General features: G+C 63.1%; 18 protein-coding genes. 8 read left to right on the plus strand and 10 right to left on the minus strand.

The window, feature by feature from the left end:
- The first annotated feature begins 27 nt into the window (after window positions 1-27).
- Both NKI25_RS27870 and purH read left to right on the plus strand, forming a co-directional pair.
- Window positions 28-1,776 carry a heparinase II/III family protein gene (locus NKI25_RS27870; RefSeq protein ID WP_023678121.1) on the plus strand — a complete coding sequence of 583 codons (1,749 nt, stop codon included), beginning with the start codon at window positions 28-30 and terminating at the stop codon, window positions 1,774-1,776.
- A gap of 84 nt (window positions 1,777-1,860) precedes the next feature.
- Window positions 1,861-3,477, plus strand: a complete 1,617-nt coding sequence (purH, locus tag NKI25_RS27875) for a bifunctional phosphoribosylaminoimidazolecarboxamide formyltransferase/IMP cyclohydrolase (RefSeq protein WP_352999951.1) — start codon at window positions 1,861-1,863, stop codon at window positions 3,475-3,477.
- Between the two features lie 39 nt (window positions 3,478-3,516).
- On the opposite strand, the gene NKI25_RS27880 is transcribed toward purH, so the two are convergent.
- Window positions 3,517-4,893: an MFS transporter gene (locus tag NKI25_RS27880; RefSeq protein WP_023678123.1), complete on the minus strand. Its 1,377-nt coding sequence runs from the start codon at window positions 4,891-4,893 to the stop codon at window positions 3,517-3,519.
- A gap of 188 nt (window positions 4,894-5,081) precedes the next feature.
- The gene (locus tag NKI25_RS27885) at window positions 5,082-9,902 is read right to left on the minus strand and encodes an NAD-glutamate dehydrogenase (RefSeq protein ID WP_352999954.1); all 4,821 of its coding nucleotides are present in this window, start codon (window positions 9,900-9,902) and stop codon (window positions 5,082-5,084) included.
- 130 nt (window positions 9,903-10,032) lie between these two features.
- On the opposite strand from NKI25_RS27885, the gene NKI25_RS27890 reads away from it, so the two are divergent.
- Window positions 10,033-10,596: a peroxidase-related enzyme gene (locus NKI25_RS27890; RefSeq protein WP_352681815.1), complete on the plus strand. Its 564-nt coding sequence runs from the start codon at window positions 10,033-10,035 to the stop codon at window positions 10,594-10,596.
- A 137-nt stretch (window positions 10,597-10,733) separates the two neighbouring features.
- Window positions 10,734-11,057 carry a YciI family protein gene (locus NKI25_RS27895; protein WP_023678126.1) on the plus strand — a complete coding sequence of 108 codons (324 nt, stop codon included), beginning with the start codon at window positions 10,734-10,736 and terminating at the stop codon, window positions 11,055-11,057.
- 9 nt (window positions 11,058-11,066) lie between these two features.
- Here NKI25_RS27895 and NKI25_RS27900 read toward each other — a convergent pair whose 3' ends face one another.
- Window positions 11,067-11,681 carry a LysE family translocator gene (locus tag NKI25_RS27900; protein ID WP_352623030.1) on the minus strand — a complete coding sequence of 205 codons (615 nt, stop codon included), beginning with the start codon at window positions 11,679-11,681 and terminating at the stop codon, window positions 11,067-11,069.
- A gap of 393 nt (window positions 11,682-12,074) precedes the next feature.
- Between NKI25_RS27900 and NKI25_RS27905 the strand changes: the two genes are divergently transcribed.
- On the plus strand, window positions 12,075-12,704 hold the full coding sequence (locus tag NKI25_RS27905; protein ID WP_352999956.1) for a DUF1062 domain-containing protein: 630 nt from the start codon (window positions 12,075-12,077) through the stop codon (window positions 12,702-12,704).
- Window positions 12,705-12,960: 256 nt separating this feature from the next.
- Here the strand turns inward: NKI25_RS27905 and typA are convergent, their stop codons facing one another.
- Window positions 12,961-14,790: a translational GTPase TypA gene (typA, locus tag NKI25_RS27910; RefSeq protein ID WP_352999958.1), complete on the minus strand. Its 1,830-nt coding sequence runs from the start codon at window positions 14,788-14,790 to the stop codon at window positions 12,961-12,963.
- Window positions 14,791-14,988: 198 nt separating this feature from the next.
- Between typA and NKI25_RS27915 the strand changes: the two genes are divergently transcribed.
- Window positions 14,989-15,270, plus strand: a complete 282-nt coding sequence (locus NKI25_RS27915; RefSeq protein ID WP_352451242.1) for a hypothetical protein — start codon at window positions 14,989-14,991, stop codon at window positions 15,268-15,270.
- A gap of 46 nt (window positions 15,271-15,316) precedes the next feature.
- On the opposite strand, the gene NKI25_RS27920 is transcribed toward NKI25_RS27915, so the two are convergent.
- Complete coding sequence (locus NKI25_RS27920; RefSeq protein WP_352999960.1) at window positions 15,317-16,891, minus strand: alkaline phosphatase D family protein; 1,575 nt, start codon at window positions 16,889-16,891, stop codon at window positions 15,317-15,319.
- Window positions 16,892-17,167: 276 nt separating this feature from the next.
- Entirely contained in the window at window positions 17,168-18,451 is a 1,284-nt protein-coding gene (locus NKI25_RS27925) for an MFS transporter (RefSeq protein ID WP_352999962.1), read from the minus strand.
- An 82-nt stretch (window positions 18,452-18,533) separates the two neighbouring features.
- On the opposite strand from NKI25_RS27925, the gene NKI25_RS27930 reads away from it, so the two are divergent.
- Together NKI25_RS27930 and NKI25_RS27935 are read left to right on the plus strand one after the other, a co-directional pair.
- A complete protein-coding gene (locus NKI25_RS27930; RefSeq protein ID WP_352644633.1) occupies window positions 18,534-19,139 on the plus strand; it encodes a TetR/AcrR family transcriptional regulator in 606 nt (201 codons plus the stop codon).
- Window positions 19,140-19,237: 98 nt separating this feature from the next.
- Complete coding sequence (locus NKI25_RS27935; protein ID WP_352644631.1) at window positions 19,238-19,828, plus strand: hypothetical protein; 591 nt, start codon at window positions 19,238-19,240, stop codon at window positions 19,826-19,828.
- Between the two features lie 17 nt (window positions 19,829-19,845).
- On the opposite strand, the gene ppa is transcribed toward NKI25_RS27935, so the two are convergent.
- The 4 genes from ppa to NKI25_RS27955 all read right to left on the minus strand — a co-directional run.
- Complete coding sequence (ppa, locus tag NKI25_RS27940) at window positions 19,846-20,376, minus strand: inorganic diphosphatase (protein ID WP_352451245.1); 531 nt, start codon at window positions 20,374-20,376, stop codon at window positions 19,846-19,848.
- Between the two features lie 116 nt (window positions 20,377-20,492).
- Entirely contained in the window at window positions 20,493-20,999 is a 507-nt protein-coding gene (locus NKI25_RS27945; protein ID WP_023678138.1) for a GNAT family N-acetyltransferase, read from the minus strand.
- A gap of 117 nt (window positions 21,000-21,116) precedes the next feature.
- On the minus strand, window positions 21,117-21,755 hold the full coding sequence (locus tag NKI25_RS27950) for a TPM domain-containing protein (RefSeq protein ID WP_352574587.1): 639 nt from the start codon (window positions 21,753-21,755) through the stop codon (window positions 21,117-21,119).
- A gap of 10 nt (window positions 21,756-21,765) precedes the next feature.
- A partial coding sequence (locus NKI25_RS27955; protein WP_352594386.1) for a TPM domain-containing protein occupies window positions 21,766-22,458 on the minus strand: 693 nt, incomplete at its 5' end.

The raw sequence follows: 22,458 nt of genomic DNA on the forward strand, positions 1-22,458 counted from the left end.
CTTGGGTGAGGACGATCAGGAGGGGTTTTGGCAATCGCTGCCGGTAACACGACGCGTCTGTGGACGCTTGTCGCGAGGGAGTTCTGGCGCAAGACGCGCCGGCGCTTGCGCGCCGGGCCACTCTATCGCTGGCGCTACTCAGGCCGCACGCCGGAGCGCGTCCTGATCGCCCCACCGGACCTGCGGCTCGCCGATCCTCAGATCGCGCTCGAGATCTATTACGGCCGCTATCCGCTTTCGGGGCATCTGGTCGAGACCGGCGGCAAATCGCCCTTCCAGATCGACGTGCCCAATCCCGGCTGGCAAAAAACGCTGCATGGCTTTCGCTGGCTGCGCCATATGCGTGCCGCCGGTACCGAGCTCGCCGCCGCCAACGCGCGGGCGTTGGTTTCCGACTGGATTGCAATCCATGGCAGCCATATTTCCGGCGTCGCCTGGGAGCCCGGCACGACGGCCAAGCGTGTCATTGCCTGGCTGCAGCATTCCTCGATCGTGTTGCAGGGCGCCGAATTTCCGTTCTACCGCGCGTTCTTGAAATCGCTCGCCGTCCAGATCCGCTATCTGCGCGCCATGGTGCGCGAGATGCCGGACGGCAAGGACAGGCTGCGCGCCCGCATTGCGCTGGCCTTTGCCGCTTTGTCGCTGCCGGCGCCGGCCTCGGCGCTACGCGGTGCTACCCGCAATCTCGCCGAGGAGCTCGACCGCCAGATCCTGCCTGACGGCGGCCATATCTCGCGTAATCCGATGACCGTGCTTGAAATCCTCGCCGACCTTCTGCCGTTGCGCCAGACATACGCCAATCAGGCCGAGACGCCGCCGGCCGCCCTGATCGGCGCCATCGACCGGATGCTGCCGGCACTGCGCTTCTTTCGCCATCAGGACGGCAGCCTTGCCCGCTTCAACGGCATGGGCGCCACCATTCACGACCGTATCGCCAGCATCCTGCATCACGACGACACCGCCGGCGCACCGTTGCTGCACGCGCCGCATTCGGGTTATGAGCGCCTGTCGATGGGCGGTGTCACTGTGATCGCCGATACCGGCCCGCCGCCCCCCGTCGACGTATCCAATGCCGCTCACGCCGGATGCCTCGCCTTCGAATTGTCGTCGGGCCGCCAGCACTATATCGTCAACGCCGGAATAGATACTTATGGCGCCGCCGAGTTCCGGCCGCTTGCCCGCGCCACCGCCGCCCACTCGACCGCCACCATCAACGACACGTCGTCGGCGCGCTTCAATCACTCCTTGCGCGTCAACGACCTGCTCGGCACGCCTTTGATCGGCGGACCGCAGCATGTACCTTGCAAGCGCACCGACCAGAAGGGCAGCCAGGGCTTCATCGCCCGCCATGACGGCTATGTGGCGCGCTTCGGCTTCCTGCATGAGCGCGAGCTGAAATTATCGACCGAAGGCAATGTGTTTGCCGGCAGGGACCGTTTCCTGCGCCCGGGCGGCGCTTCTATCCGCAACAATGGACGTGACTTCGTCACGGTGCGTTTCCATGTCCATCCCGATATAAGCCTGCTCCAGGATGAGCATGACCGTCTGGTGCTGGCCGCCGACCATGCCGACACCTGGGTGTTTACCTCTACCGAAGTGGTGCCAGAGGTCGAGGAATCGATCTATTTCGCAGGGCTTGGCGGCCCGCGCCGCAGCCGCCAGATCGTGCTTGCGTTCAAGGCCTCGGAAATTGCCGAGGTCCACTGGCAATTGACGCGCACCATCATCGCCGGCCGTCCGGAAAAAGCTGAAGCCGGTGGCAACGGCAGACACTGATCAAGTCTTGCGGCTTGATTTCCGGGCCTCATATGCTACGGCCCGCGGACGCTCTCCAACCAGAACTGGAAAGGCCGCCAGCCCATGGCCGTCGCCGCCAAGAACATTCCCGCGCCCGACCTTGTACCCATCCGTCGCGCGCTCCTTTCCGTCTTTGATAAGACCGGCCTGATCGATTTCGCCAGGCCGCTGGCTTCGGCCGGCGTCGAGCTAGTCTCGACCGGCGGCACCGCAAGGGCCCTTGCCGAGGCGGGCATGGCGGTGCGCGACGTGTCCGAGCTCACCGGCTTTCCCGAGATCATGGACGGCCGCGTCAAGACGCTGCACCCGTCGGTGCATGGCGCACTGCTTGGCGTGCGCGACGATCCCGAGCACGCCGCAGCGATGCGCGACCACGGCATCGAGCCGATCGATCTCGTCGTCTCCAATCTCTATCCGTTCGAAGAGGTGCGTCGCTCCGGCGCCGACTACGCGGCGATCGTCGAGAACATCGACATCGGCGGCCCGGCGATGATCCGTGCCTCGGCCAAGAACCACGCCTATGTCGGCATCGTCACCGATCCCGATGACTATGCCTCGGTGCTCAACGCGCTGGAGATGAATTTCGGGTCGTTGTCGCTGGATTTCCGCAAGAAGCTGGCAGCCAAGGCCTTTGCCCGCACCGCCACCTACGATGCGGCGATCTCGGGATGGTTCGCCGAGGCGCTTGAGATCGAGCATCCGACATGGCGCGCCTTCGGCGGCAAGCTGCAGTCGGTGATGCGCTATGGCGAAAACCCGCATCAGGGCGCCGGCTTCTATGTCAACGGCGACAGGCGGCCGGGCGTCGCCACGGCGCGCCAGCTTCAGGGCAAGCAGCTTTCCTACAACAACATCAACGACACCGACGCTGCCTTCGAGCTGGTCGGCGAGTTCGACCCGTCGCGCTCCGCAGCAATTGCCATCATCAAGCACGCCAACCCGTGCGGCGTCGCTGAGGACGCTTCGCTGCAGGCGGCCTATGCCAAGGCGCTGGCCTGCGACCCGGTCTCGGCCTTCGGCGGCATCGTCGCCATGAACCGCATCCTCGATGCCGGAACCGCCGAAGAGATCGTCAAGACCTTTACCGAAGTGATCATCGCACCGGAGGCGTCCGAAGAAGCAGTCCGCATCATTGCCGCCAAGAAGAACCTACGCCTGCTGGTCACCGGCGGCCTGCCCGACCCGCGCGCGGCGGGCCTTGGCTTGAAATCGGTTGCCGGCGGTTTGCTGGTCCAGGGCCGCGACAACGCGGTGGTGGATGACCTCGAGCTGAAAGTGGTGACCAGGCGCGCTCCGACGCCGGCCGAATTGGCCGATCTGAAATTCGCTTTTCGCGTGGCAAAGCACGTCAAGTCGAACGCCATCGTCTATGCCAGGGATGGCGCTACAGTCGGCATCGGCGCCGGCCAGATGAGCCGGGTCGATTCCTCGCGCATCGCGGCGCGCAAGGCGCTCGACGCGGCCGAGGCTGCCGGCCTGACGGAGCCTTTGACCAGGGGCTCGGTCGTCGCCTCGGATGCCTTTTTCCCGTTCGCGGACGGGCTTTTGTCGGCAATCGAAGCCGGCGCCACCGCCGTCATCCAGCCCGGCGGCTCGATGCGCGACGACGATGTCATCGCCGCCGCCGACGCTCACGGCATTGCCATGGTCTTCACCGGAGTGAGGCATTTCCGGCATTGAACGCGTTACCCTCCCGCTGTGGGAGAAGGCAAGAGCAGCTCACTCCGCCGGCCGATCTGCCGGATAGGGCGTGCCGATCAGGATCGCCATGCCGGCGCCAAGGAACAGCACGATCGCCGCCATGCCGAGCCGCGCCGAGCCGCTGGCCAGGGTGATCGTGGCCACCATGAAGGGTGCGGCAAAACTGGTTGCCCGGCCGGCCAGCGCATAGATGCCGAAATAGCGGCCCGATTCGGCAGCGGAGACGCTGCGCGCCATGTAGGAGCGCGACGATGCCTGCACCGGGCCGAAAGCAAGCCCGATCAGCAGGCCGTAGAAAATGTAGGCTTTTTCCGCCGCCGTGCCGAACAATCCGCCACCATCCAGTCCGGGCATCACCCAGGCGCCGAACAGCGTATAGCCCGGTCCGGTCGAAACGATGCCGATCGTGGCAATGCTCAGCATGACCAGCGAAATCATCACTATGGTCTTGGAACCCAGCGCTGTGTCGAGGCGTGCGGCAACCAGGCAGCCGACGATGGCAACGACGTTGAGGATGATGCCGAACAGGCCGATCTCGGTAATCGACCAATGGAACATTGCCGCCGCAAACGTTCCGCCCAGCGCCAGCAGTGCATTGACGCCGTCCTGATAGATCATACGGGCGACGAGAAAGCGAAAAATGCCGCTGCGCTTGCGCACTTCGGCCAGCGTCGACTTCAGTTCCGACAGGCCTTCGCGCACCGCCGGCCCGATTGGAATGCCTTTGATCGCATCAGGCGTGAAGAAGAACATCGGCAGGATGAACAGGAAATACCAGCCCGCCGACAACGGCCCGGTAGCGCGCGCGTCCTCGCCGAGCCTGGGGTCGAGGCCGAAGATCGGGTCGAGCCCAACGACGGTCTTGCCGGTTTCAGGCGAGCCGGCCATGACGGTAACGACGAAGATCAGTGCGATCATGCCGCCGAGATAGCCGAGTCCCCAGGCCATGTTCGAGATCCTGCCGATGTCGCTCTTCGGCACCAGGCGGGGCATCATCGAATCATTGAACACGGTCGAGAATTCCGCCGCGACCGACGCCAGCGAGAACAACGCCACGACCAGAAAAAGATCAGAGCCGGGCGCGGCAAACCACAGCAGGGTGAGGCAGGTGATCTTGACCGCGGCGAAGAAGGCTATCCACGGTTTGCGTGGTCCGGTCTGATCGGCGATCGAGCCGAGGACCGGCGACAAAACGGCAATGACGAGGCCGGCGGCGGCAATGCCGTAGCCCCAGGCCGCTTGCCCGGTCTCCGGATTGCTGGCCATACGCGAGACGAAATAAGGACCGAAGATGAAGGTGGTAACGACCGTGAAAAACGGCTGTGCCGCCCAGTCGAACAGCATCCATCCCCAGATGCCGCGTCCCGATGCCCGCTGCACTGCCATCTCAGCCATGTCCCTCCGCTGGAGCTTGCTCCATGCCGATCGAATCGGAATGATGCTCCGTCTTCTTGTTGAGCACGATCTTGTCCAAAAGCCGATCGTCACTTTTTGGGATCATGGTCCGGCGCCCCCCAAAGCAGCGCGCCGTTTGCTCTATAGCGCGGTTCTTGCCGGCAATCCCGCGCGATATGGAAGACGTCTCACAGCTGCGTCAGATCACTCATCAGGCCGGATGCCACCGACAGCCGCGACACGGTGATGTCGCCGCCCTCGGTCAGAGCCTGCAACCGCTCGCGGATGCGTCCGACCCGTTCGCCGCCGGCCTCCAACCATGCCGTCACCGGATCCGCCGCCTCGGCATGGCCGGTCAGCGCCGCCACCGCGATGCCGCGCCTGGCCGCGCCGATCGTGTCGGTGGCGCGGGAAAGCGCCAGTTGATCGTAATAATCCGAGGGCGTGATCGAGCGCGCCGCATCTTCGACGCGCGGGATGCGGAAGACATCGCTGACTGCAAAAAACGCCTTGGCGGCAGCGACGATGCCGGCATTTGCCGTCCGCGCCGTCAGCGCTATGTCGGGGATGAGTTCCGCCACATCGGTCAACGCCAGTTGCTCGGCAAGGCTCTCGGGCGCGCCGCCCTTCGACAGGCTGTGCCGCCGCTCCTCGATCCGCTCGCGCGAGAAGGCCGGCAGCAGCGAAACGAGCTTCGGCTCCAGCGCCTTGCGCGCATCCTGCAACTCGGCAATCCGCTGCCCGAGCAGTGCAGTGTCGGCATCGTTCTTCAGGTACCAGCCGCTGGTCACATAGATCAGCCGGCTGACCGCCTGATAGAGGTCGAGCTGGATCTGTCCGTCGATCTGGTTGTCGAGCGCGTCGATCTGGCGATAGAGCGCCGGCAGTGCAAAGCCATCCCGCACCACGGCGAAGGTGCGCACGACATCGGCGGCACTGCGCCCGGTCGCTTCCTGCAGCCTGTTGACGAAGGACGGGCCGCCGCGATTGACCAGATCATTGGCGACGACACGGGCGATGATCTCGCGGCGCAGGCGATGGCCGTGGATTTCCGCCGCATATTTCTTTGCCATGCCGTCGGGAAAGTAACCCATCAGGTCGCGGTCGAAATGCGGATCGTCCGGCACGTCGCTGGCGACGATATCGGAAAACAGCACGATCTTGGCATAGGCAAGCAGCACGCCGAGCTCGGCCCGGGTGAGCGGCTCGCCGCGCGCTTCGCGCTCGGCAACAGCCGCCGGCGACGGCAGCGTCTCAACGGCACGGTCGAGCAGCCCGCGCGCCTCGAGCGCCTCCATGAAGCGGCTCTGATGGGCAATGTCGGCAAGGCCGCGCTTGCGAGCAAGGGACAGCGCCAGCGTCTGCTGGTAATTGTTGGACAGCACCAGGGCGCTGACCTCGTCGGTCATCTCGGCCAGCAATTTGTTGCGCGACGGCCGCGTCAGCGATCCCTTTCGCATGGCGGAAGCCAGCGCGATCTTGATGTTGACCTCGACGTCTGAGCAGTTCACGCCGCCCGAATTGTCGATCGCATCTGAGTTGCAGCGGCCGCCATTCAATCCGAATTCGATGCGCGCCCGCTGCGTGACGCCGAGATTGGCGCCTTCACCGATGACCTTGGCACGCAGGTCGAGCGCGGTGATGCGGATCGCGTCATTGGCACGGTCGCCGACGTCCTGGTTGGTCTCGCCCGATGCCCTGACATAGGTGCCGATGCCGCCGAACCACAAAAGATCTGCCGGCGCCTTGAGGATGGCACTCATGATCTCGACCGGCGTGGCCGTTGTCTTGCCGAGGCCGATAGCTGCAGCCGCGGCGGCCGGCAAGGTGATCGACTTCTGGCTGCGCGAGACGATGATGCCGCCTTCGGACAGCTTCGTCTTGTCGTAATCCTGCCAGCTTGAGCGGGCGAGAGCGAACATACGCCGGCGCTCGGCCATCGAAGCCGCCATGTCGGGATCGGGATCGATGAAGATGTCGCGATGATCGAAGGCGGCGATCAGCCGGGTCTGCTCCGACAGCAGCATGCCGTTGCCGAACACGTCACCTGACATGTCGCCAACGCCGATGGCGGTGAACGGCGTGGTTTGGATGTCGCGGTTCATCTCGCGGAAATGCCGCTTGACCGCTTCCCAGGCGCCCTTGGCGGTGATGCCCATCTTCTTGTGGTCGTAGCCGGCCGAACCGCCGCTGGCGAAAGCGTCGTCGAGCCAGAAGCCGTGCCTTTCGCTGATGGCGTTGGCGATGTCCGAGAAGGTCGCCGTGCCCTTGTCCGCGGCGACGACGAAATACGGATCATCCTGATCGCGGCGCACGACGCCGGCTGGCGGGATGACGCCGTCCAGCCCGATATTGTCGGTGATCGACAACAGGCTGGAAACGTAATTCTTGTAGGCGGCCGTGCCGGCCTCGAAAATTGCGTCGCGCCCGGCGCTCATCGGCAGCTTTTTCGGGTAGAAGCCGCCCTTGGCGCCAACCGGCACGATCACCGCATTCTTGACCTGCTGTGCCTTGACCAGGCCGAGCACCTCGGTGCGATAGTCCTGCGCACGGTCCGACCAGCGCAGGCCGCCGCGCGCGACCGGGCCGAAGCGCAGATGCACACCCTCGACCTCGGAGCCGTAGACGAAGATCTCCCGCCATGGCCGCGGCGCCGGCAGCCCGTCGACCGATTGCGAATCGAGCTTGATCGCCAGCGATTGGCCTTTCTGTTTCGTATCGGCAACGAAATGATTGGTGCGCAGCGAGGCTTCGATCAGGTTCAGATAACGGCGGATGATGGTGTCGTCGTCAATGTTGGGGACGTCTTCCAGCGCATCCGTGATCTTGGCTTTCAGATGTTTGGCCTGAACGACGCCTTCCGTCTCGGCCGTCGGGCTGAGGCGGGCGACAAACAGCGCATGCAGGCCGCGGGCGATCTCGGGATAACGGTTGAGTGCGGCGGCGATGAAATCCTGGCTCTGCGGGATGCCGGCCTGCTGCAGATAGCGGCCATAGGCGCGCAGGACGGTGATCTCGCCCGACCACAGGCCGGCGGTCTGGGCAAGGCCGTTATAGCCGTCATTGTCGACATCGCCGCGCCAGACGGAAAGGAACGCATCCTCGAACAGCGCGCCGCCATTGCCGAGGTCGATCGGCCTGCCGTAGCTGTTCTCGAGTTCCATGTCGTGGATGAAGACCATGCCGGGCTGATCACTATTGATCATGCCGGATTGAATGTCGCCGACCTCGAAAGTGCGCTCGCTGATGACGCGGAAACCGATGTTTTCCAGCACGGGCACGCGCCGCGACAGCGCCACCGGGCTGCCATGGTGATAGATCTTCAGCGCCGCCTGATGCGGCTTCTGGACGGTGTGACGGTAATAGTCGATGGCGATCGGATTTGACGCATCGAGCTTGGCGATGCGCCCGGCGTCGGCCAGCGCCACGGCCGGCGGAAAACTGTCGCGATAACTTTCCGAAAAACGCGAGGCGATGGCCGTGAGTCTCGCATCGGCGCCGGTCTCTGTCGCGGTCTCGCGCAGTGCATCGTCCCAGGTCCGTACGATGTCGCGGATCGCCGCCTCGATCGTCGCCTGCTCGACCTTCGGTGTCTTGCCGCCGGAGCGGCCGATGATGAAATGGACGCGCGCCAGCCCGCCTTCCGGGAAGGCCGGATAATAGGCCGACAGCCGGCCTTCGAAGACGGTCTTCAGATAGGTGCCGATCTTCTCGCGCACGACGCTGTCGTAGCGGTCGCGCGGCACGAAGACGAGCACGGAGACGAAGCGGTCGAACTGGTCGACACGCACCAATGCCCTGACGCGCGGTCGCTCGATCAAGCCCAGTATGGCTTCGGCATGCTTGCGCAGGATCGGCACCGGAACCTGGAACAGCTCGTCGCGCGGATAGCTCTCCAGCACGTTGATCAAAGCTTTGCCGGAATGGTCGCCTGGATTGAAGCCGGATTTGGCAATGACGGTTTCCGCCTTCGAGCGCAGGTAGGGGATTTTCATCACCGAGCGCGTATAGGCAGTCGAGGTGAACAGGCCGACGATACGGAGCTCGCCTGAAAGCACGCCTTTGCCGGTGTAGGTCTTGACGCCAATGTAGTCGAGGTAGATGCGGCGGTGCACCGATGACTTGGCGTTGGCCTTGGTGACGATCAGCGGTTCCGGCCCATGCAGGAAGGCACGGATTTCCGGCGTCGTGCTCACCGCTTCGGTGCCGCGCCTGAGCACCAGCACGTCGGGATCGGAAAGGATGCCGAGGCCGGGCTTTTCGGCGCGCTCGAGCATGCCGCTCGTCTCGCCGCCAGTGTAGTTGAATTCGCGCATGCCGAGAAAGGTGAAATTGTCGTCGCGCAGCCATTCGAGGAAGGCGATCGCCTCGGTGACATGGGCCTTGTCGAGCGGCACTGGCGAGTAGCGGAATTCCGAGATCGCCTGGTCGAGGCGGGCAAGCATCGGCTTCCAGTCGGTGACGGCGGCTCGCACCTGGCCGAGCAGCTTCGTCAGGCGTGCGGCCAGGCCTTCGGCCTGCCCGGCCGAAAGGCGGCCGATATGGACATGGATGACGCTCAGTCGGTCATGGCTGTGGTCGCCCTTGGCATAACCGCCATCGCCGAGGATTTCCTCGACGCCGTTCTTGCCGTGCCTGACGACTATGACCGGATGGGTAACCAGCAGCGGCTCGCCGGCGCTTTCTGTAATCTCGCCGAGGACGGAATCGAACAGGAACGGCATGTTGTCGTTGACGACGGTGATCACCGTCATCGGCCGGTCCTGGCGGACGACACCGGAATCGACGTCTATGGCAACGACGCAGTCGTCCTTCTTGTGCCTGGCCACTGCGCGGCCGGCGAGTTCGGCAGCGCGTTCGAGATCGATGACGTCGTAGGCGGCGACATCTTCGGCCGGAGCTCGGGCCAGCAAGTAGTCGGCAAGCCTGCCGGGCTTTTCGCCACCCGCGGCTTCACCCCTCGTCACGCCGGCTTTTTTCAACCGGCTCGCTGACTTTACGCTGGCCATGAGTCCCTCCCGTCACATGTTTTTGCGGCTATGCTAACAGATGACGGGTATTTGGCGACAAAGGTTTGACGGCTTGCGACGAAATGTCGGAATTCACCGGCAGCCTGGCGAAAACGAGGAGAAATTCGCTATGACGGAGAAAATTACCGCGCTTGACCTGGCACCGGCGGAGCTGAGCGACGCGACCAAGGCCTATTTCGCCAAGTGCCGGGAGAAGCTCGGCCTCGTTCCCAATGTGCTGCTCGCCTATGCCTTCGACGAGAAGAAGCTGCGCGCTTTCACCGACATGTACAACGATTTGATGCTGGGTGAATCCGGCCTGTCGAAACTCGAGCGCGAGATGATCGCGGTGGCCGTCTCGTCGGTCAACCATTGCTACTATTGCCTGGTCGCGCATGGCGCGGCGGTGCGCCAGCTTTCCGGCGACCCGGCCTTCGGCGAGATGATGGTGATGAATTTTCGCGCCGCCGAGCTTTCGGACAGGCAACGCGCCATGCTCGAATTCGCGGTGAAGCTGACCGGGCAGCCGGCAAAGATCGTCGAAGCGGACCGGGCGGCGCTGCGGCAAGTCGGCTTTTCCGACCGCGACATCTGGGACGTCGCCTCGACCGCGGCGTTCTTCAACATGTCGAACCGGCTGGCATCGGCAATCGACATGCGGCCGAACGATGAATACCATGCGATGGCGCGATAGGGCACCGCCGTTGCGAGCCAACCGCACATTATATTAGCTACTTCGCATTCTCGTTGCTTGTTTGCCGGTTTGGTCCGATGATCGGCATGCGGCATGACCGCATGCCGGTTCGATGCCGCCGATCAAAGGAGGAGAACATGGCGAAATTTCTCTACGTCTATCACGGCTCGGGCAAGATGCCGACCGAGGAGGCCGAACGGAAGGCAGCGATGGATGCCTGGAACGGCTGGTACGGCAAGCTTGGCTCAGCCGTGGTCGACGGTGGCAATCCAGTCGGCATGTCGAAGACCCTGCTGCCCGGCGGCAAGGTCGAGAACAATGGCGGTAGCAATCCGACCGCCGGTTACACCATCATCGAAGCGAAAGACATCGACGATGCCGTCGGCAAAGCCAAGGATTGTCCTATCCTGACGGACCCGGGTTTCAGCGTCGAGATTGCGCCGATAATCGAAATGGGTTGACGCGCCGGCTCAGGACCGCGCCGCGATAGCCGCCGCAGCGCCGGCCATGGTTCCGGCGCTGACGCGGTTGGCGATCTTCATCGCCCGCTTGCTTTTGAGCAGCTTGCGCGCCTGTGATGCGGCGAGCACCCAGGTCAAATCGATAGCGACCAGGACAACGGCCATGGTCGCGGTCAGCTCGACCCAGCCGATCATGCTGACCGAACCGAGGTCGATGATGGTCGGCAGCAGCGCCAGGTAGAACATCATGATCTTGGGGTTGCCGAGCGTCACCGCCATGCCGGCAAAGAACAGCTTGACGGGCGAATCTTCGCGCGGCAGCGAACCTTCTTTTGCCTCGACCGGCGCCGTCCACATCTTCCAGGCCAGCCAGGCGAGATAAGCAACGCCAACCCATTTCACGACGACAAAGGCAAAATGGAACGTCTGCGCCACCACGGCGAGGCCAAACACCGCCAGGGACAGCCAGATCGCTTCGCCGATCCACATGGCAAGCAGGAACGGAAACACGTCGCGAAACCCTTTCGAGATGACCCGCGCCACAAGAGCGGCGATCGATGGGCCGGGCGAGCCGGCTGCAACAAGCAGGGCGCCGGCAAAAATCAGCAGCGACGTGAAATGCATGACGCGGTCTCGTTTGAAATGTTTGGGTCGTTCAACATAACCCAACTGTTCCGGCGACGGTAGCGTCTACCGAAAGAAGGCTTGTCGGCCAGGCACCTCACGGCTAGAGATGTCGTTCCGAAATCCTTTCCGAGCTTCACTTTGCCTACGTAACCGCCGGTCTCGTCAACTCCCCCAACACAGAGCAGGGCGTCGCAGTCGCGATGCCTGTTTTCACATCATGTGTTCCTCGGGTGGCGGTTCGAGGCCGGTTTGGCACTGCTGAACCGCTGTCGCGCATAACCACCCGCGACACCTGATTTCCAACTGCCGCAGTCTCTCGCCACGCCGTGCCCGCAAGGGTTCTCGATATCGCCGATCTGACGAACTTCCCGACGGGAAGGGCTTTTCGGCATGCCTTCGATACTGCGTATCCGCTGGGCGATCACACCCAAGACCGCACCTCGACCTCACCTCAACTGCAATCGCTGCGGCGGCCTGAAAGCCTATCGCTGCAGCGGCAAATTCCGGGTCAATGCCAACGGCAAGCGCATTGACGCCTGGTTGATCTACCGCTGCATCGACTGCGACAATTCCTGGAATTTCGGCATTCTGGAGCGCTGCAGCCGCCGCGATATCGAACCGGCAATAATATTGCAGGCGCTCGAAAGCAATGATCCGGTCCTGGCGCGGCGCCATGCTTTCGATGTTGCCGCATTGCGAAGCAGGATCGGGCGCGTCGAGGAGTTTCCTGAAGCCATCGTTCATAAGCAGGTGCTCGGGGACAGGCCGGAAAATACCGGCGCTCTCGAACTTCAGCTCTGGCTCGAAATGCCGACAGCGCTGCGGCTCGACCGGTTGCTGGCCAGCGAACTCGGTGTCCCGCGATCGCGGCTACAGGTTTGGGAAGAGAAGCGATTGCAGGTGGTTGGTCCGGACGGGGCCAAAGCCTTGCGCCGGCCGGCGCGGGCGGGAACGGCGATCCGGATCCACCTGTCTGGCGAACCAGACCTGGACGAAATCATTTCGGCTGCAGGTGGATGAGGCGACGGCAAGGGAATCCGTAATCAGAGACAGTTACGGCCAGGGGTCAGTCGCCCTCTTTGGAGGCCGAGCCAATCAAACCCTTGGCCGTATCGAGATCGCTGTCGGCGACTTGCACATGGCAAGCCTGCCCGTGTCGAGAAGATAATTCGCGAGAGCATACGCGTCGAGCATCGACACGCAAACTTCGGCCTCGGGTCGATTGTCGTATATGACAGCCGTGACGAGTTTACCGCTCATTGCGCGGTATTGCCCTTTATGCCGCGCCGACCACTTTCGCCGACTTCTCAAAACGCTTGCGCTCGTTCGGATCGAGATAGAGCTTGCGCAGGCGGATGGTCTTCGGCGTCACTTCGACCAGCTCGTCGTCCTGGATCCAGGCCAGCGCGCGTTCCAGCGTCATGCGGATCGGCGGTGTCAGCTTCACCGCCTCGTCCTTGCCGGCGGCGCGGATGTTGGTCAGCTTCTTGCCCTTGAGCACGTTGACTTCGAGGTCGTTGTCCCTGGAATGGATGCCGATGATCATGCCCTGATAGACCTTGACGCCGGGGTCGATGACCATCGGGCCGCGGTCTTCCAGGTTCCACATGGCGTACGCCACCGATTCACCCTGTTCGTTGGAGATCAGCACGCCGTTGGTACGGCCCGGCAGCTCACCCTTGTAAGGTTCATAGGCATGGAACAGCCGGTTCATCACAGCGGTGCCGCGCGTGTCGGTCAACAGTTCCGACTGGTAGCCGATCAATCCGCGCGTCGGTGCGTGGAAGACGATGCGCTGGCGATTGCCGCCCGAAGGGCGAAGCTCGACCATCTCGGCCTTGCGCTCCGACATCTTCTGCACGACGACGCCGGCATGCTCCTCGTCGACGTCGATGACGACTTCCTCGACCGGCTCCAGCAACTCGCCGCTGTCGCCCTTCTGCATGACGACGCGCGGCCGCGACACGGCGATCTCAAAACCTTCGCGGCGCATCGTCTCGATCAGCACGGCCAGCTGCAATTCGCCGCGGCCGGAAACGAAGAACGAATCCTTGTCCGGCGATTCCTCGATCTTCAGCGCGACATTGCCTTCGGCCTCGCGCAGCAGGCGGTCGCGGATGACGCGGCTGGTCACCTTGTCGCCTTCGGTGCCGGCCAGCGGCGAATCGTTGACCAGGAACGACATCGTCACGGTCGGCGGATCGATCGGCTGCGCATGCAGCGGTTCCGTCACCGACGGGTCGCAGAACGTGTCGGCGACGGTGCCCTTCGACAGGCCGGCAATAGCGACGATGTCGCCCGCCTGCGCTTCCTCGATGGGCTGGCGCTCGAGCCCGCGGAAGGCGAGGATCTTCGAGATTCGGCCGGTTTCGACCTGGGTGCCGTCATGGTGCAGCACCTTGACCGCCTGGTTGGATTTCAGCGTGCCGGATTCGATACGGCCGGTGATGATGCGGCCGAGGAACGGATTGGCTTCCAGGATGGTGCCGATCATGCGGAACGGGCCGGGATGAACGGTCGGCGCCGGCACGTGCTTGATGACGAGGTCGAACAGCGGCGCCAGAGCCTGGTCCTTCGGACCTTCGGGGTTTTCCGAGACCCAGCCGTCGCGGCCTGAACCATAAAGGATAGGGAAGTCGAGCTGCTCGTCGGTGGCGTCAAGTGCTGCAAAAAGATCGAACACCTCGTTGACCACTTCGACGTGGCGGGCATCGGGCCGGTCGATCTTGTTGATGACGACGATCGGCTTCAGTCCAACCTTGAGCGCCTTGCCGACGACGAATTTGGTCTGCGGCATCGGCCCCTCGGCGGCGTCGACCAGCACGATGGCCGAATCCACCATCGACAGAATGCGCTCGACCTCGCCGCCGAAGTCGGCGTGGCCGGGCGTGTCGACGATGTTGATGCGGGTGTCCTTCCAGTCGACCGAGGTCGCCTTGGCCAGGATGGTGATGCCGCGTTCCTTTTCGAGGTCGTTCGAATCCATGGCGCGCTCGGCGACGCGCTGGTTGTCGCGGAACGAGCCGGACTGTTTCAGAAGCTGGTCGACGAGGGTGGTTTTTCCATGGTCGACGTGCGCGATGATCGCGATATTGCGGATTTTCATGTTTCGGTCTCGGGAGCGTTGCAGGCAGCAGGCCAAAAGGCGCTGCCTCTTTCGGTTGGGCGGCTCATACAGGGTTTTTCGCAATTGCGAAAGAGGAGGCGAGCCACCAAATAAAGTCACCAAATCTTAAATGTCTTGGTGTGAAGTGGAATTATTAACCAAGGCGGAACCTTTCATGGTCCGGACAGTTCGAATTTCATGATCGAGATAGGCATCAAACTCCGGCCGATTTTGGCATGTACCGCGCTCGCCGTCCTCCTCGCGGCCGGCGCGGCGCAGTCGGCGGCGTCGTTCAAGGAGACGCGGTCTGCTTTGCCGTCCGACAAGCCGTCGGCGGAGCAGCTTTTTGCCGATGCTCCCGATGGCGTCGATCCGGTGGTGACCGGGCCGGTCAGCGCCGCCTTCAAGCAGCGGCAGCAAAATGCCGGATGCGACAGCGCCGTCTGGCCCAACATTCCCGTCGTCTGCTATCCCGATTGATATACGTCCTACCCTCGGGCTGGCCCGAGGGTAGTGGCGCCGTCGCTCACGCCGACCGCACCGGATCGAGCGTGACCTTGTAGAGTTCGCTGTCGTCGCGATCCATCAGCCGCACCGTCAACTGCTCGGTGGCGCCATCGATTTCGACGAGCCCGAAGAACTGCAGGCCGGCCGAAGGCGCCAGGTTTTGACCCTGTTCGGCAGTTGGTGCCTTTATGAACTTCAGCTCCGGGCCGAATGTCATATCGAAACCATTGGGCCCGAACGTGCCGGAATGGATCGGACCCGAAACGAATTCCCAAAACGGATTGAAGTCCTGGAACTGCGCCTTGTCCGGATTGTAGTAATGCGCGGCTGTGTAATGCACGTCTGCGGTGAGCCAGACAGTGTTGCTGATACCCGCATTCTTTATATAGCGAAGAAGGTCGGCAATTTCCAGCTCACGCCCTTTGGCCGGGCCATTGTCGCCATTGCTGACCGCCTCGGCCCCTACCTTCTTGGTGCCGTCGTTCCAGACGACGAGGCCGAGCGGCATGTCGGCGGCGATGATTTTCCAGGTTGCGTTGGAATTCGCCAGTTCACGCTTCAGCCACTTGATCTGCTGTTCACCGAGGATGCGCGATTGCGGCGTCATCGTCTCCTGCATATCCGGACCGTTGGGGCCGCGGTAGGAACGCATGTCGAGGAAGAACACGTCGAGCAGCGGACCATAGGCGATCTTGCGGTAGACGCGGCCGGGCTCCGACGGCTCGTAACGGATCGTCGTCATTTCGTGGAAGGCGCGCGCCGCACGTGCCGCCAGCACATGGATGGACTTTTCAGTGTAGCGATCGTCGGCGCTCAGGTCCTTCGAGTCCGACCAGTTGTTCAGCACCTCGTGGTCATCCCACTGATAGAAGGTCGGACAGATGGCGCTGAGCGCCAGCACATGCCTGTCCATCATGTTGTATTTCCACTGCGCCCGGTATTCGTCCAGCGTCTCGGCAACCTTGCGCTTCTCGTCGATCAGCACTTTGTTTTTCCACTTGCCGCCGTTGGGCAGGTCGACCTCGTCCTTCATCGCACCATCGGCATAGATCGTATCGCCCGAATGCAGGAAGAAGTCGGGCGTGTGCTTGGCAATGGTGGCGTAGGTCTTCATGCCGGTCTCGTCGATGCCCCAGCCTTGGCCGGCGGTGTCGCCCGACCAGGCAAAGCGAATGTCGCGCTTCGAGGCAGGTGCCGTGCGGAAGCGGCCGACGACCGGCTCGGAAACGGCGTTGATGTCGGCAAGATCGTTCGCGACCATGCGGTAGAAGATGTCCTGGTCGGAGGCGAGATCGGTAAGCAGCCGCTTCACCGTATAATCGCTGGCCGGCGAGGTATCGAGCGGCGCCAGGCGGACGGCATTGGTGAAGCTTTCGGTCGGCGACACCTCGAACATGACGCGCGACGGCCGGTCGGTGCGTGTCCAGACCATGCCGCTGGTGGCGTCGACGTCGCCGGACTGGATGCCATGGGTGAACGCCGGGCGCTGATTGGCGCGCGAGTAATAGGGAAGGGCGAGGCCCGAGGCGCCGACCAGGCCAACGGCGCTGGCCGACGTGACGAAAGCGCGCCGCGTCATCGAAATCTTGTTCATGGCTGTCTCCTGGATGGCATTGAACGTCGCCGCCAAGCTCCAGCTTCAATGTTTCAGGCACATTTCGAAACGATGAAGGTTTGATAACAGTGAACAGGCTGGCGAATCTCCCCCCTCGAGGGGGAGATGTCGCCGAAGGCGACAGAGGGGGTCGTCACGCGCGGAGCGCCGGCCTCCTGCATCGGCGATAAGGGGCCGAGCCCGGTTGGACCGACCCCCTCGGGCTGCTTCCCGGCCATATCCCCGTCGGGGAGATTAGCGCTCAGCCGTCGGAGCTCAAGCCGCCTGCGGTTCCGGATCAAAGGCCGGGCGGGTGGTATTGATCAGCAGCGAGATGCAGGCGGCGGCTATTGCCGTCATGCCGGCGATCAGGAAGGCAAGCTCGTAATTGCCTTGCAGCTCGCGCATGGTGCCGCCGAAAAAGGCCGCCGTTGCCGCACCCACCTGATGGCCGGCGACGATCCAGCCGAAGACGATCGGCCCGCTGCGGTCGCCGAACGCCTCGTTGGAAAGCCTGAGCGTCGGCGGCACGGTGGCGATCCAGTCCAGTCCGTAAAACACGGCGAAGATGATCAGGCTGGTCGCCGAGAAGCCGGAATAGGGCAAATAGATCAGCGACAGGCCGCGAATACCGTAATAGACGCCGAGCAGCTTGCGCGGGTCGAAACGGTCGGTGAGCCAGCCCGACAGCGTCGTGCCGATAAGATCGAAGATGCCCATCATCGAGAGCAGGCCTGCAGCCTGCACTTCGCCAATGCCCATATCGCCGCAAAAGGCGATCAGGTGCGTGCCGACCAACCCGTTGGTGGTGAAGCCGCAAACGAAGAAGGTGGCGAACAGATACCAAAAGACGCGCGTGCCGGCGGCGCGGCGCAGCGTGCTCATCGTATGCGCGAGGAAATTGCCTTGCGCGGCAGGTGGTGACGGCGGCACGTCGTCGAGCTCGGCGCCATAGCGTACCATGCCGATGGAGGCCGGCCGCTCCGGCACCAGCAGCCAGACCAGCGGCAGCAGGCAGGCGGTGGCAACCGAGACCGCGATGACAACCGGCTTCCAGCCACCCGACTGAGCCAGCGCGGCGATCAGCGGCAGGAAGACCAGCAGCCCGGTGGCACTGGACGCCGACATCAGTCCCATCACCAAGCCGCGATTGGTCTTGAACCAGCGGTTGACGATGGTCGCGCCGAGCACGGTGGCGACGGCGCCCGAGCTGACGCCGGAAAACACGCCCCAGGTGAGGAGCAGATGCCACGGTTTGGTCATCAACAGGCTGAGCGCGGTCGATCCCGACATCAACAGCAGCGCGGCAAGCAAGGTGCGGCGCAGCCCGATCCGCTCCATCAGCGCCGCGGCAAACGGCCCGGTCAGGCCATAGAGGAAGATGCCGGTGGCCGCCGCCAGCGACACCACGTCGCGCCGCCAGCCGAAACTGTTCTCCAGCGGCAGCATCATGACTGCCGGCGCCGAACGCAGGCCCGCTGCGATCAGCAGGCAGAGGAAGATGACGGCGACCACGACGAAAGCGTAGCGCTGGCCAAACGGGCGGGATTGAGCTATCATGTTACTGACCGGTACGTTGCAGGGGCGCGAAACATACGTACCGACCGGTAACATTGTCAACCAGCTAACCGGCAGACCAGGCATGAAAAGCATTGAACCAACGATCAAGGCGAATGACGCACCCCCGCCTCGCGCCGCCGAACGGATTCTCCAGGTGGCGCGAGACCTGTTCTACCGGCAAGGCATCAGGGCGATCGGCGTCGACGAGATCGTGCGGCGTGCCGGCGTCACCAAGCCCAGCCTCTACCGCAGCTTTCCGTCCAAGGATGAGCTGGCCGCATCCTACCTCCGGCACTATGACCTCGAATTCTGGGAGCGTTTCGACGAGGCGGTGGATGCCCATCCCGGCGATCCGCGCGCGCAGATCGTCGCTTTCCTGACCCGCGTCGGCAAGCGCACGCAAAAGCCCGATTATCGTGGCTGCGGCATGACCAATGCCGCGGTCGAATATCCCGAACATGGCCATCCGGCCCGCGCGGTGAGCGAGGCCAACAAGCAGGAACTGCGCCGGCGCCTGCGCGCCATGGCGGCAGAGATGGGCGCCGGCGACGCCGACACGTTGGGCGACGGGCTGCTGCTGCTGATCGAGGGCGCCTATATCAGCGGCCAGCTGTTCGGTGTCGGCGGGCCGGCGCAGTCGGTGGCCCGCAACGCCGATCTTCTGATAGAGGCAAGTTTGAAGAAATAGTGTTCCGTTTTACCAGACCACTGTGCGCAGCCCGACTTCCTCTAGGCTGCTGCTAAATTTGACGGTACGCTGCGCCCCCCGAACTGAGTTGTTCCGCCATGCGCGCTCTCTTGATCCCGCTTGCCCTCGCCGGTTTCTGCCAGGCGGCCCGGGCCGGCGACATATCCAGCGTCTATACCGATCTCGATTGGGAGAAGGACTGCGTCACCTATGCCCAAGCGGAAGAAGGCGAAGGGGACTGGGCCGATCTCGCCTGTTCGGGCTATCGCGGTTACCCGGTGCTGGTTTCCTACGACGATGCGCGGGAATCGCTGTTCTACGGCTTTCCACCTGGCGATATGACCACGGTCTGGGAAAGCTTTTCCGGCCTCAATTCGGCTGGACCCAAAGTCGAGTGGCGGATCGAAACCAACGGCAAAACTGCCATTCCCTTCGCCGTCATTCATCGTCGCTCGATCAGCGATACCGAGGGCGAGAACAAGTCGACGGAAGTGCTGATCGTCGCCAAGGTTGCCCAGCCTGACGCCCACGAAGGCTGCACGATCGGCCTTGTGCTCGCCACCGGCAATCCCGCCGCCAACGATCAGGCGCGCAAGCTTGCCGACGAGAAGGCACGCACCTTCGCCTGCGGCAAGGACAAGCGTGAGGTGCTTGGCGACGCGCCCGCTTTCGGCCGCGTCGACAACTGATTATTTGCGCCCGACAATTACTTGCGCCTGGCCCGCTCGATTGCCTCGACGATCATCTTCTTGGCATAGGCCGCATCGTACCAGCCTTCGATCTTGACCCATTTGCCGGGTTCGAGATCCTTGTAGTGCTCGAAAAAGTGCTGCACTTGCTGGCGGGTGATGTCGGGCAATTGCGTGTATTCGTGGACGTCCTCGTAACGCAAGGTCAGCTTGGGTGAAGGCACCGCGATCACCTTCTCGTCCTGGCCCGCATTGTCCTCCATCACCAGCACGCCGATCGGCCGCACATTGATGACGCAGCCTGGCACCAGCGCGCGCGTGTTGCAGACTAGCACGTCGATCGGGTCGCCGTCGCCCGACAGCGTATGCGGTACGAAACCGTAATTGCCGGGATAACGCATCGACGTGTGCAGAAAGCGGTCGACGAACAGGGTGCCGGCTTCCTTGTCCATCTCGTACTTGATCGGCTCGCCGCCGATCGGCACCTCGATTATGACGTTGACGTCCTCGGGCGGGTTCTTTCCGCTGGCAATCGCTTCGATACGCATCGCTTTATCCCTCTCTCGATTGGAGATCGATAGCGGGCGACGGCGAATGGTGCAATGCGGCGAATGGTACGGGGAGATCGTCCGAACCGAAAACCGGCCGGATCATGCGCTGGCCGTCATTCCCAGACGAAAGCGACCTTCTTCAGCGCCTTCTGCTCGAATATCTCGACGCCTTCGGCAACATCGCGGCCACCGGCGCCGGCATAGAAGGCAAGTGCGTTCTGATTGTCTTCCAGCGCCCAGACCACCATGCCTTTCAGGCCATGGTCGGCCAGCCGTGCCCGCGCGGCCGAGAACAGCCGGCTGCCGAGCCCGATGCCTTGATATTCCGGCCGCAGGTAAAGTTCGTAGATCTCGCCCTGCTGCCTGAGTTCGCGGGCACGGTTCTTGCCGATCGTCGCATAGCCGGCAATTTTGCCGCCGATTTCGACGACCAGGACGGTGGCAGCGCGGCGAATGGCATTCGCCCACCAGTCGGCGCCGCGGCGGTTGATCATCGATGTCAGCGTGCGGTGTGGGATGATGCCCGAATAGGCGCCGCGCCAGGCCTCGAGATGCACGTCGGCGATGGCGGCTGCATCGCGCGGTTCGGCTTTCCTGATGTCGATGCTCAGCGTATTCATGATTAGTTAACCATAAACCCGCCGCGCCCGATTGCAAGAGTCCGGTCAACCGCCACGATGCTTTCACACAGCCGGACGGTGCGTCCTTGAGACGCTGCGAAACCGCTTTTGGCGAGATCAAATCTCGACCAGATGGTCGTCCAGTTCGTTGCTGTCGCCAGTCGAGACCGGAAAATGTTCGGCCAGTACCGCACCGACTGCTTGGATCGCCTTGACGAACCCCTCGGCAAGCCGATCGTCGCCGGCATGCGCCGTAAGGTCGCGGACGACACCGTCCCAGACATGCTGGCCGACACGAGAATCGATCCCGCTGTCGGCGACCACCTCGGCGTAGCGCTCGGCAATCGAGACGAACACCAGCACGCCAGTGCGCGCCGTGGTGCGGTGGACGTTGCGGGCGAGGAACTGCTTCATCGCATTGGCGTGGGCGGCCTGGTAGCGCAGCCGCCTCGGCACCAAATGGATGCGCAATGCCGGCAATGCCCACAACAGGATGAGCACACTGGCAACCGCCAGAAGCTCGGCGATGACGAAATGCGGCAAGCGGATCGACAGCCACCAGGCTTCCAGCCCATAACCGACGGCGAGGCTGACGACGAGCATGCCGAGCATCGCCATGAAAGCGGCCGGAAAGAAATAGCCGTCGCTGGCATGCGCCACGACGCAGTAGATCTCGCCGTCGGTCTTTGATTCGGCAGCGCGGATCGCATCGGCGATGCGCTCATGATCCTCGGGGCTGATCGGTCGTGTTGCCATGATTGATGTCTCACCAGCTTCCTGAAGAACCGCCGCCGCCGGACGAACCGCCGCCGCCTGAAAACCCGCCGCCCGAACTTCCAGACGACCAACCGCTGCCGGAACTTCCAGACGACCAGCCACTGCCAGACGAGGTCCCAGACGTCCAGCCACCGCCACCGGAGGATGACGAAGCTGGCCCACGGCCGTAGCGGAACGTCATGCCCAGCCACTTGTAAACGCCCGGCGACAGCTTCGTGCCGAAGATCGGCGGCAGGAACGCCATTGCCAAGCCGCCGAAGAACATCGTCGCCCACAGGACAATGAACAGCATGAAGATGGGATCGACAGGATTGTCATTCGCCGGATTGCGCTTGCCGCGCGCCTCCAGTTCTTCGGGATTGCCTTCCAGCACCATGATCATGTCGTCGACGGCCTTGCTGATGCCGCCGGAGAAATCGCCGGCACGGAAGGCCGGCACCATGTCGTTTTCGATGATCAGCTTGGTGTGCAGGTCGGTCAGCGTGCCTTCCAGCCCATAGCCGACCTCGATGCGCATCTTGCGGTCGTTCGGCGCCACCAGAAGCAGGACGCCGTTGTTCTCCTTCGCCTGGCCGAGTCTCCAGGCGCGGAACAGCCGGTTGGCGTAAGGCTCGATCTCCTCGCCGTCGAGGCTGGGGATGGTCGCGACGACGATCTGGTCGGACCCTTTGGTCTCGAACTC

The sequence above is a fragment of the Mesorhizobium sp. M0808 genome (genome assembly GCF_040320025.1).
In the GTDB taxonomy this organism is placed as follows: domain Bacteria; phylum Pseudomonadota; class Alphaproteobacteria; order Rhizobiales; family Rhizobiaceae; genus Mesorhizobium.

Coding starts and splice junctions, on each gene's coding strand:
- typA (WP_352999958.1), bottom strand. CDS start 14,790: ATGAAAATCCGCAATATCGCGATCATCGCGCACGTCGACCATGGAAAA.
- NKI25_RS27925 (WP_352999962.1), bottom strand. CDS start 18,451: ATGATAGCTCAATCCCGCCCGTTTGGCCAGCGCTACGCTTTCGTCGTG.
- NKI25_RS27920 (WP_352999960.1), bottom strand. CDS start 16,891: ATGAACAAGATTTCGATGACGCGGCGCGCTTTCGTCACGTCGGCCAGC.
- ppa (WP_352451245.1), bottom strand. CDS start 20,376: ATGCGTATCGAAGCGATTGCCAGCGGAAAGAACCCGCCCGAGGACGTC.
- NKI25_RS27895 (WP_023678126.1), top strand. CDS start 10,734: ATGGCGAAATTTCTCTACGTCTATCACGGCTCGGGCAAGATGCCGACC.
- NKI25_RS27945 (WP_023678138.1), bottom strand. CDS start 20,999: ATGAATACGCTGAGCATCGACATCAGGAAAGCCGAACCGCGCGATGCA.
- NKI25_RS27950 (WP_352574587.1), bottom strand. CDS start 21,755: ATGGCAACACGACCGATCAGCCCCGAGGATCATGAGCGCATCGCCGAT.
- NKI25_RS27885 (WP_352999954.1), bottom strand. CDS start 9,902: ATGGCCAGCGTAAAGTCAGCGAGCCGGTTGAAAAAAGCCGGCGTGACG.
- NKI25_RS27890 (WP_352681815.1), top strand. CDS start 10,033: ATGACGGAGAAAATTACCGCGCTTGACCTGGCACCGGCGGAGCTGAGC.
- NKI25_RS27880 (WP_023678123.1), bottom strand. CDS start 4,893: ATGGCTGAGATGGCAGTGCAGCGGGCATCGGGACGCGGCATCTGGGGA.
- NKI25_RS27935 (WP_352644631.1), top strand. CDS start 19,238: ATGCGCGCTCTCTTGATCCCGCTTGCCCTCGCCGGTTTCTGCCAGGCG.
- NKI25_RS27915 (WP_352451242.1), top strand. CDS start 14,989: ATGATCGAGATAGGCATCAAACTCCGGCCGATTTTGGCATGTACCGCG.
- purH (WP_352999951.1), top strand. CDS start 1,861: ATGGCCGTCGCCGCCAAGAACATTCCCGCGCCCGACCTTGTACCCATC.
- NKI25_RS27900 (WP_352623030.1), bottom strand. CDS start 11,681: ATGCATTTCACGTCGCTGCTGATTTTTGCCGGCGCCCTGCTTGTTGCA.
- NKI25_RS27930 (WP_352644633.1), top strand. CDS start 18,534: ATGAAAAGCATTGAACCAACGATCAAGGCGAATGACGCACCCCCGCCT.
- NKI25_RS27905 (WP_352999956.1), top strand. CDS start 12,075: ATGCCTTCGATACTGCGTATCCGCTGGGCGATCACACCCAAGACCGCA.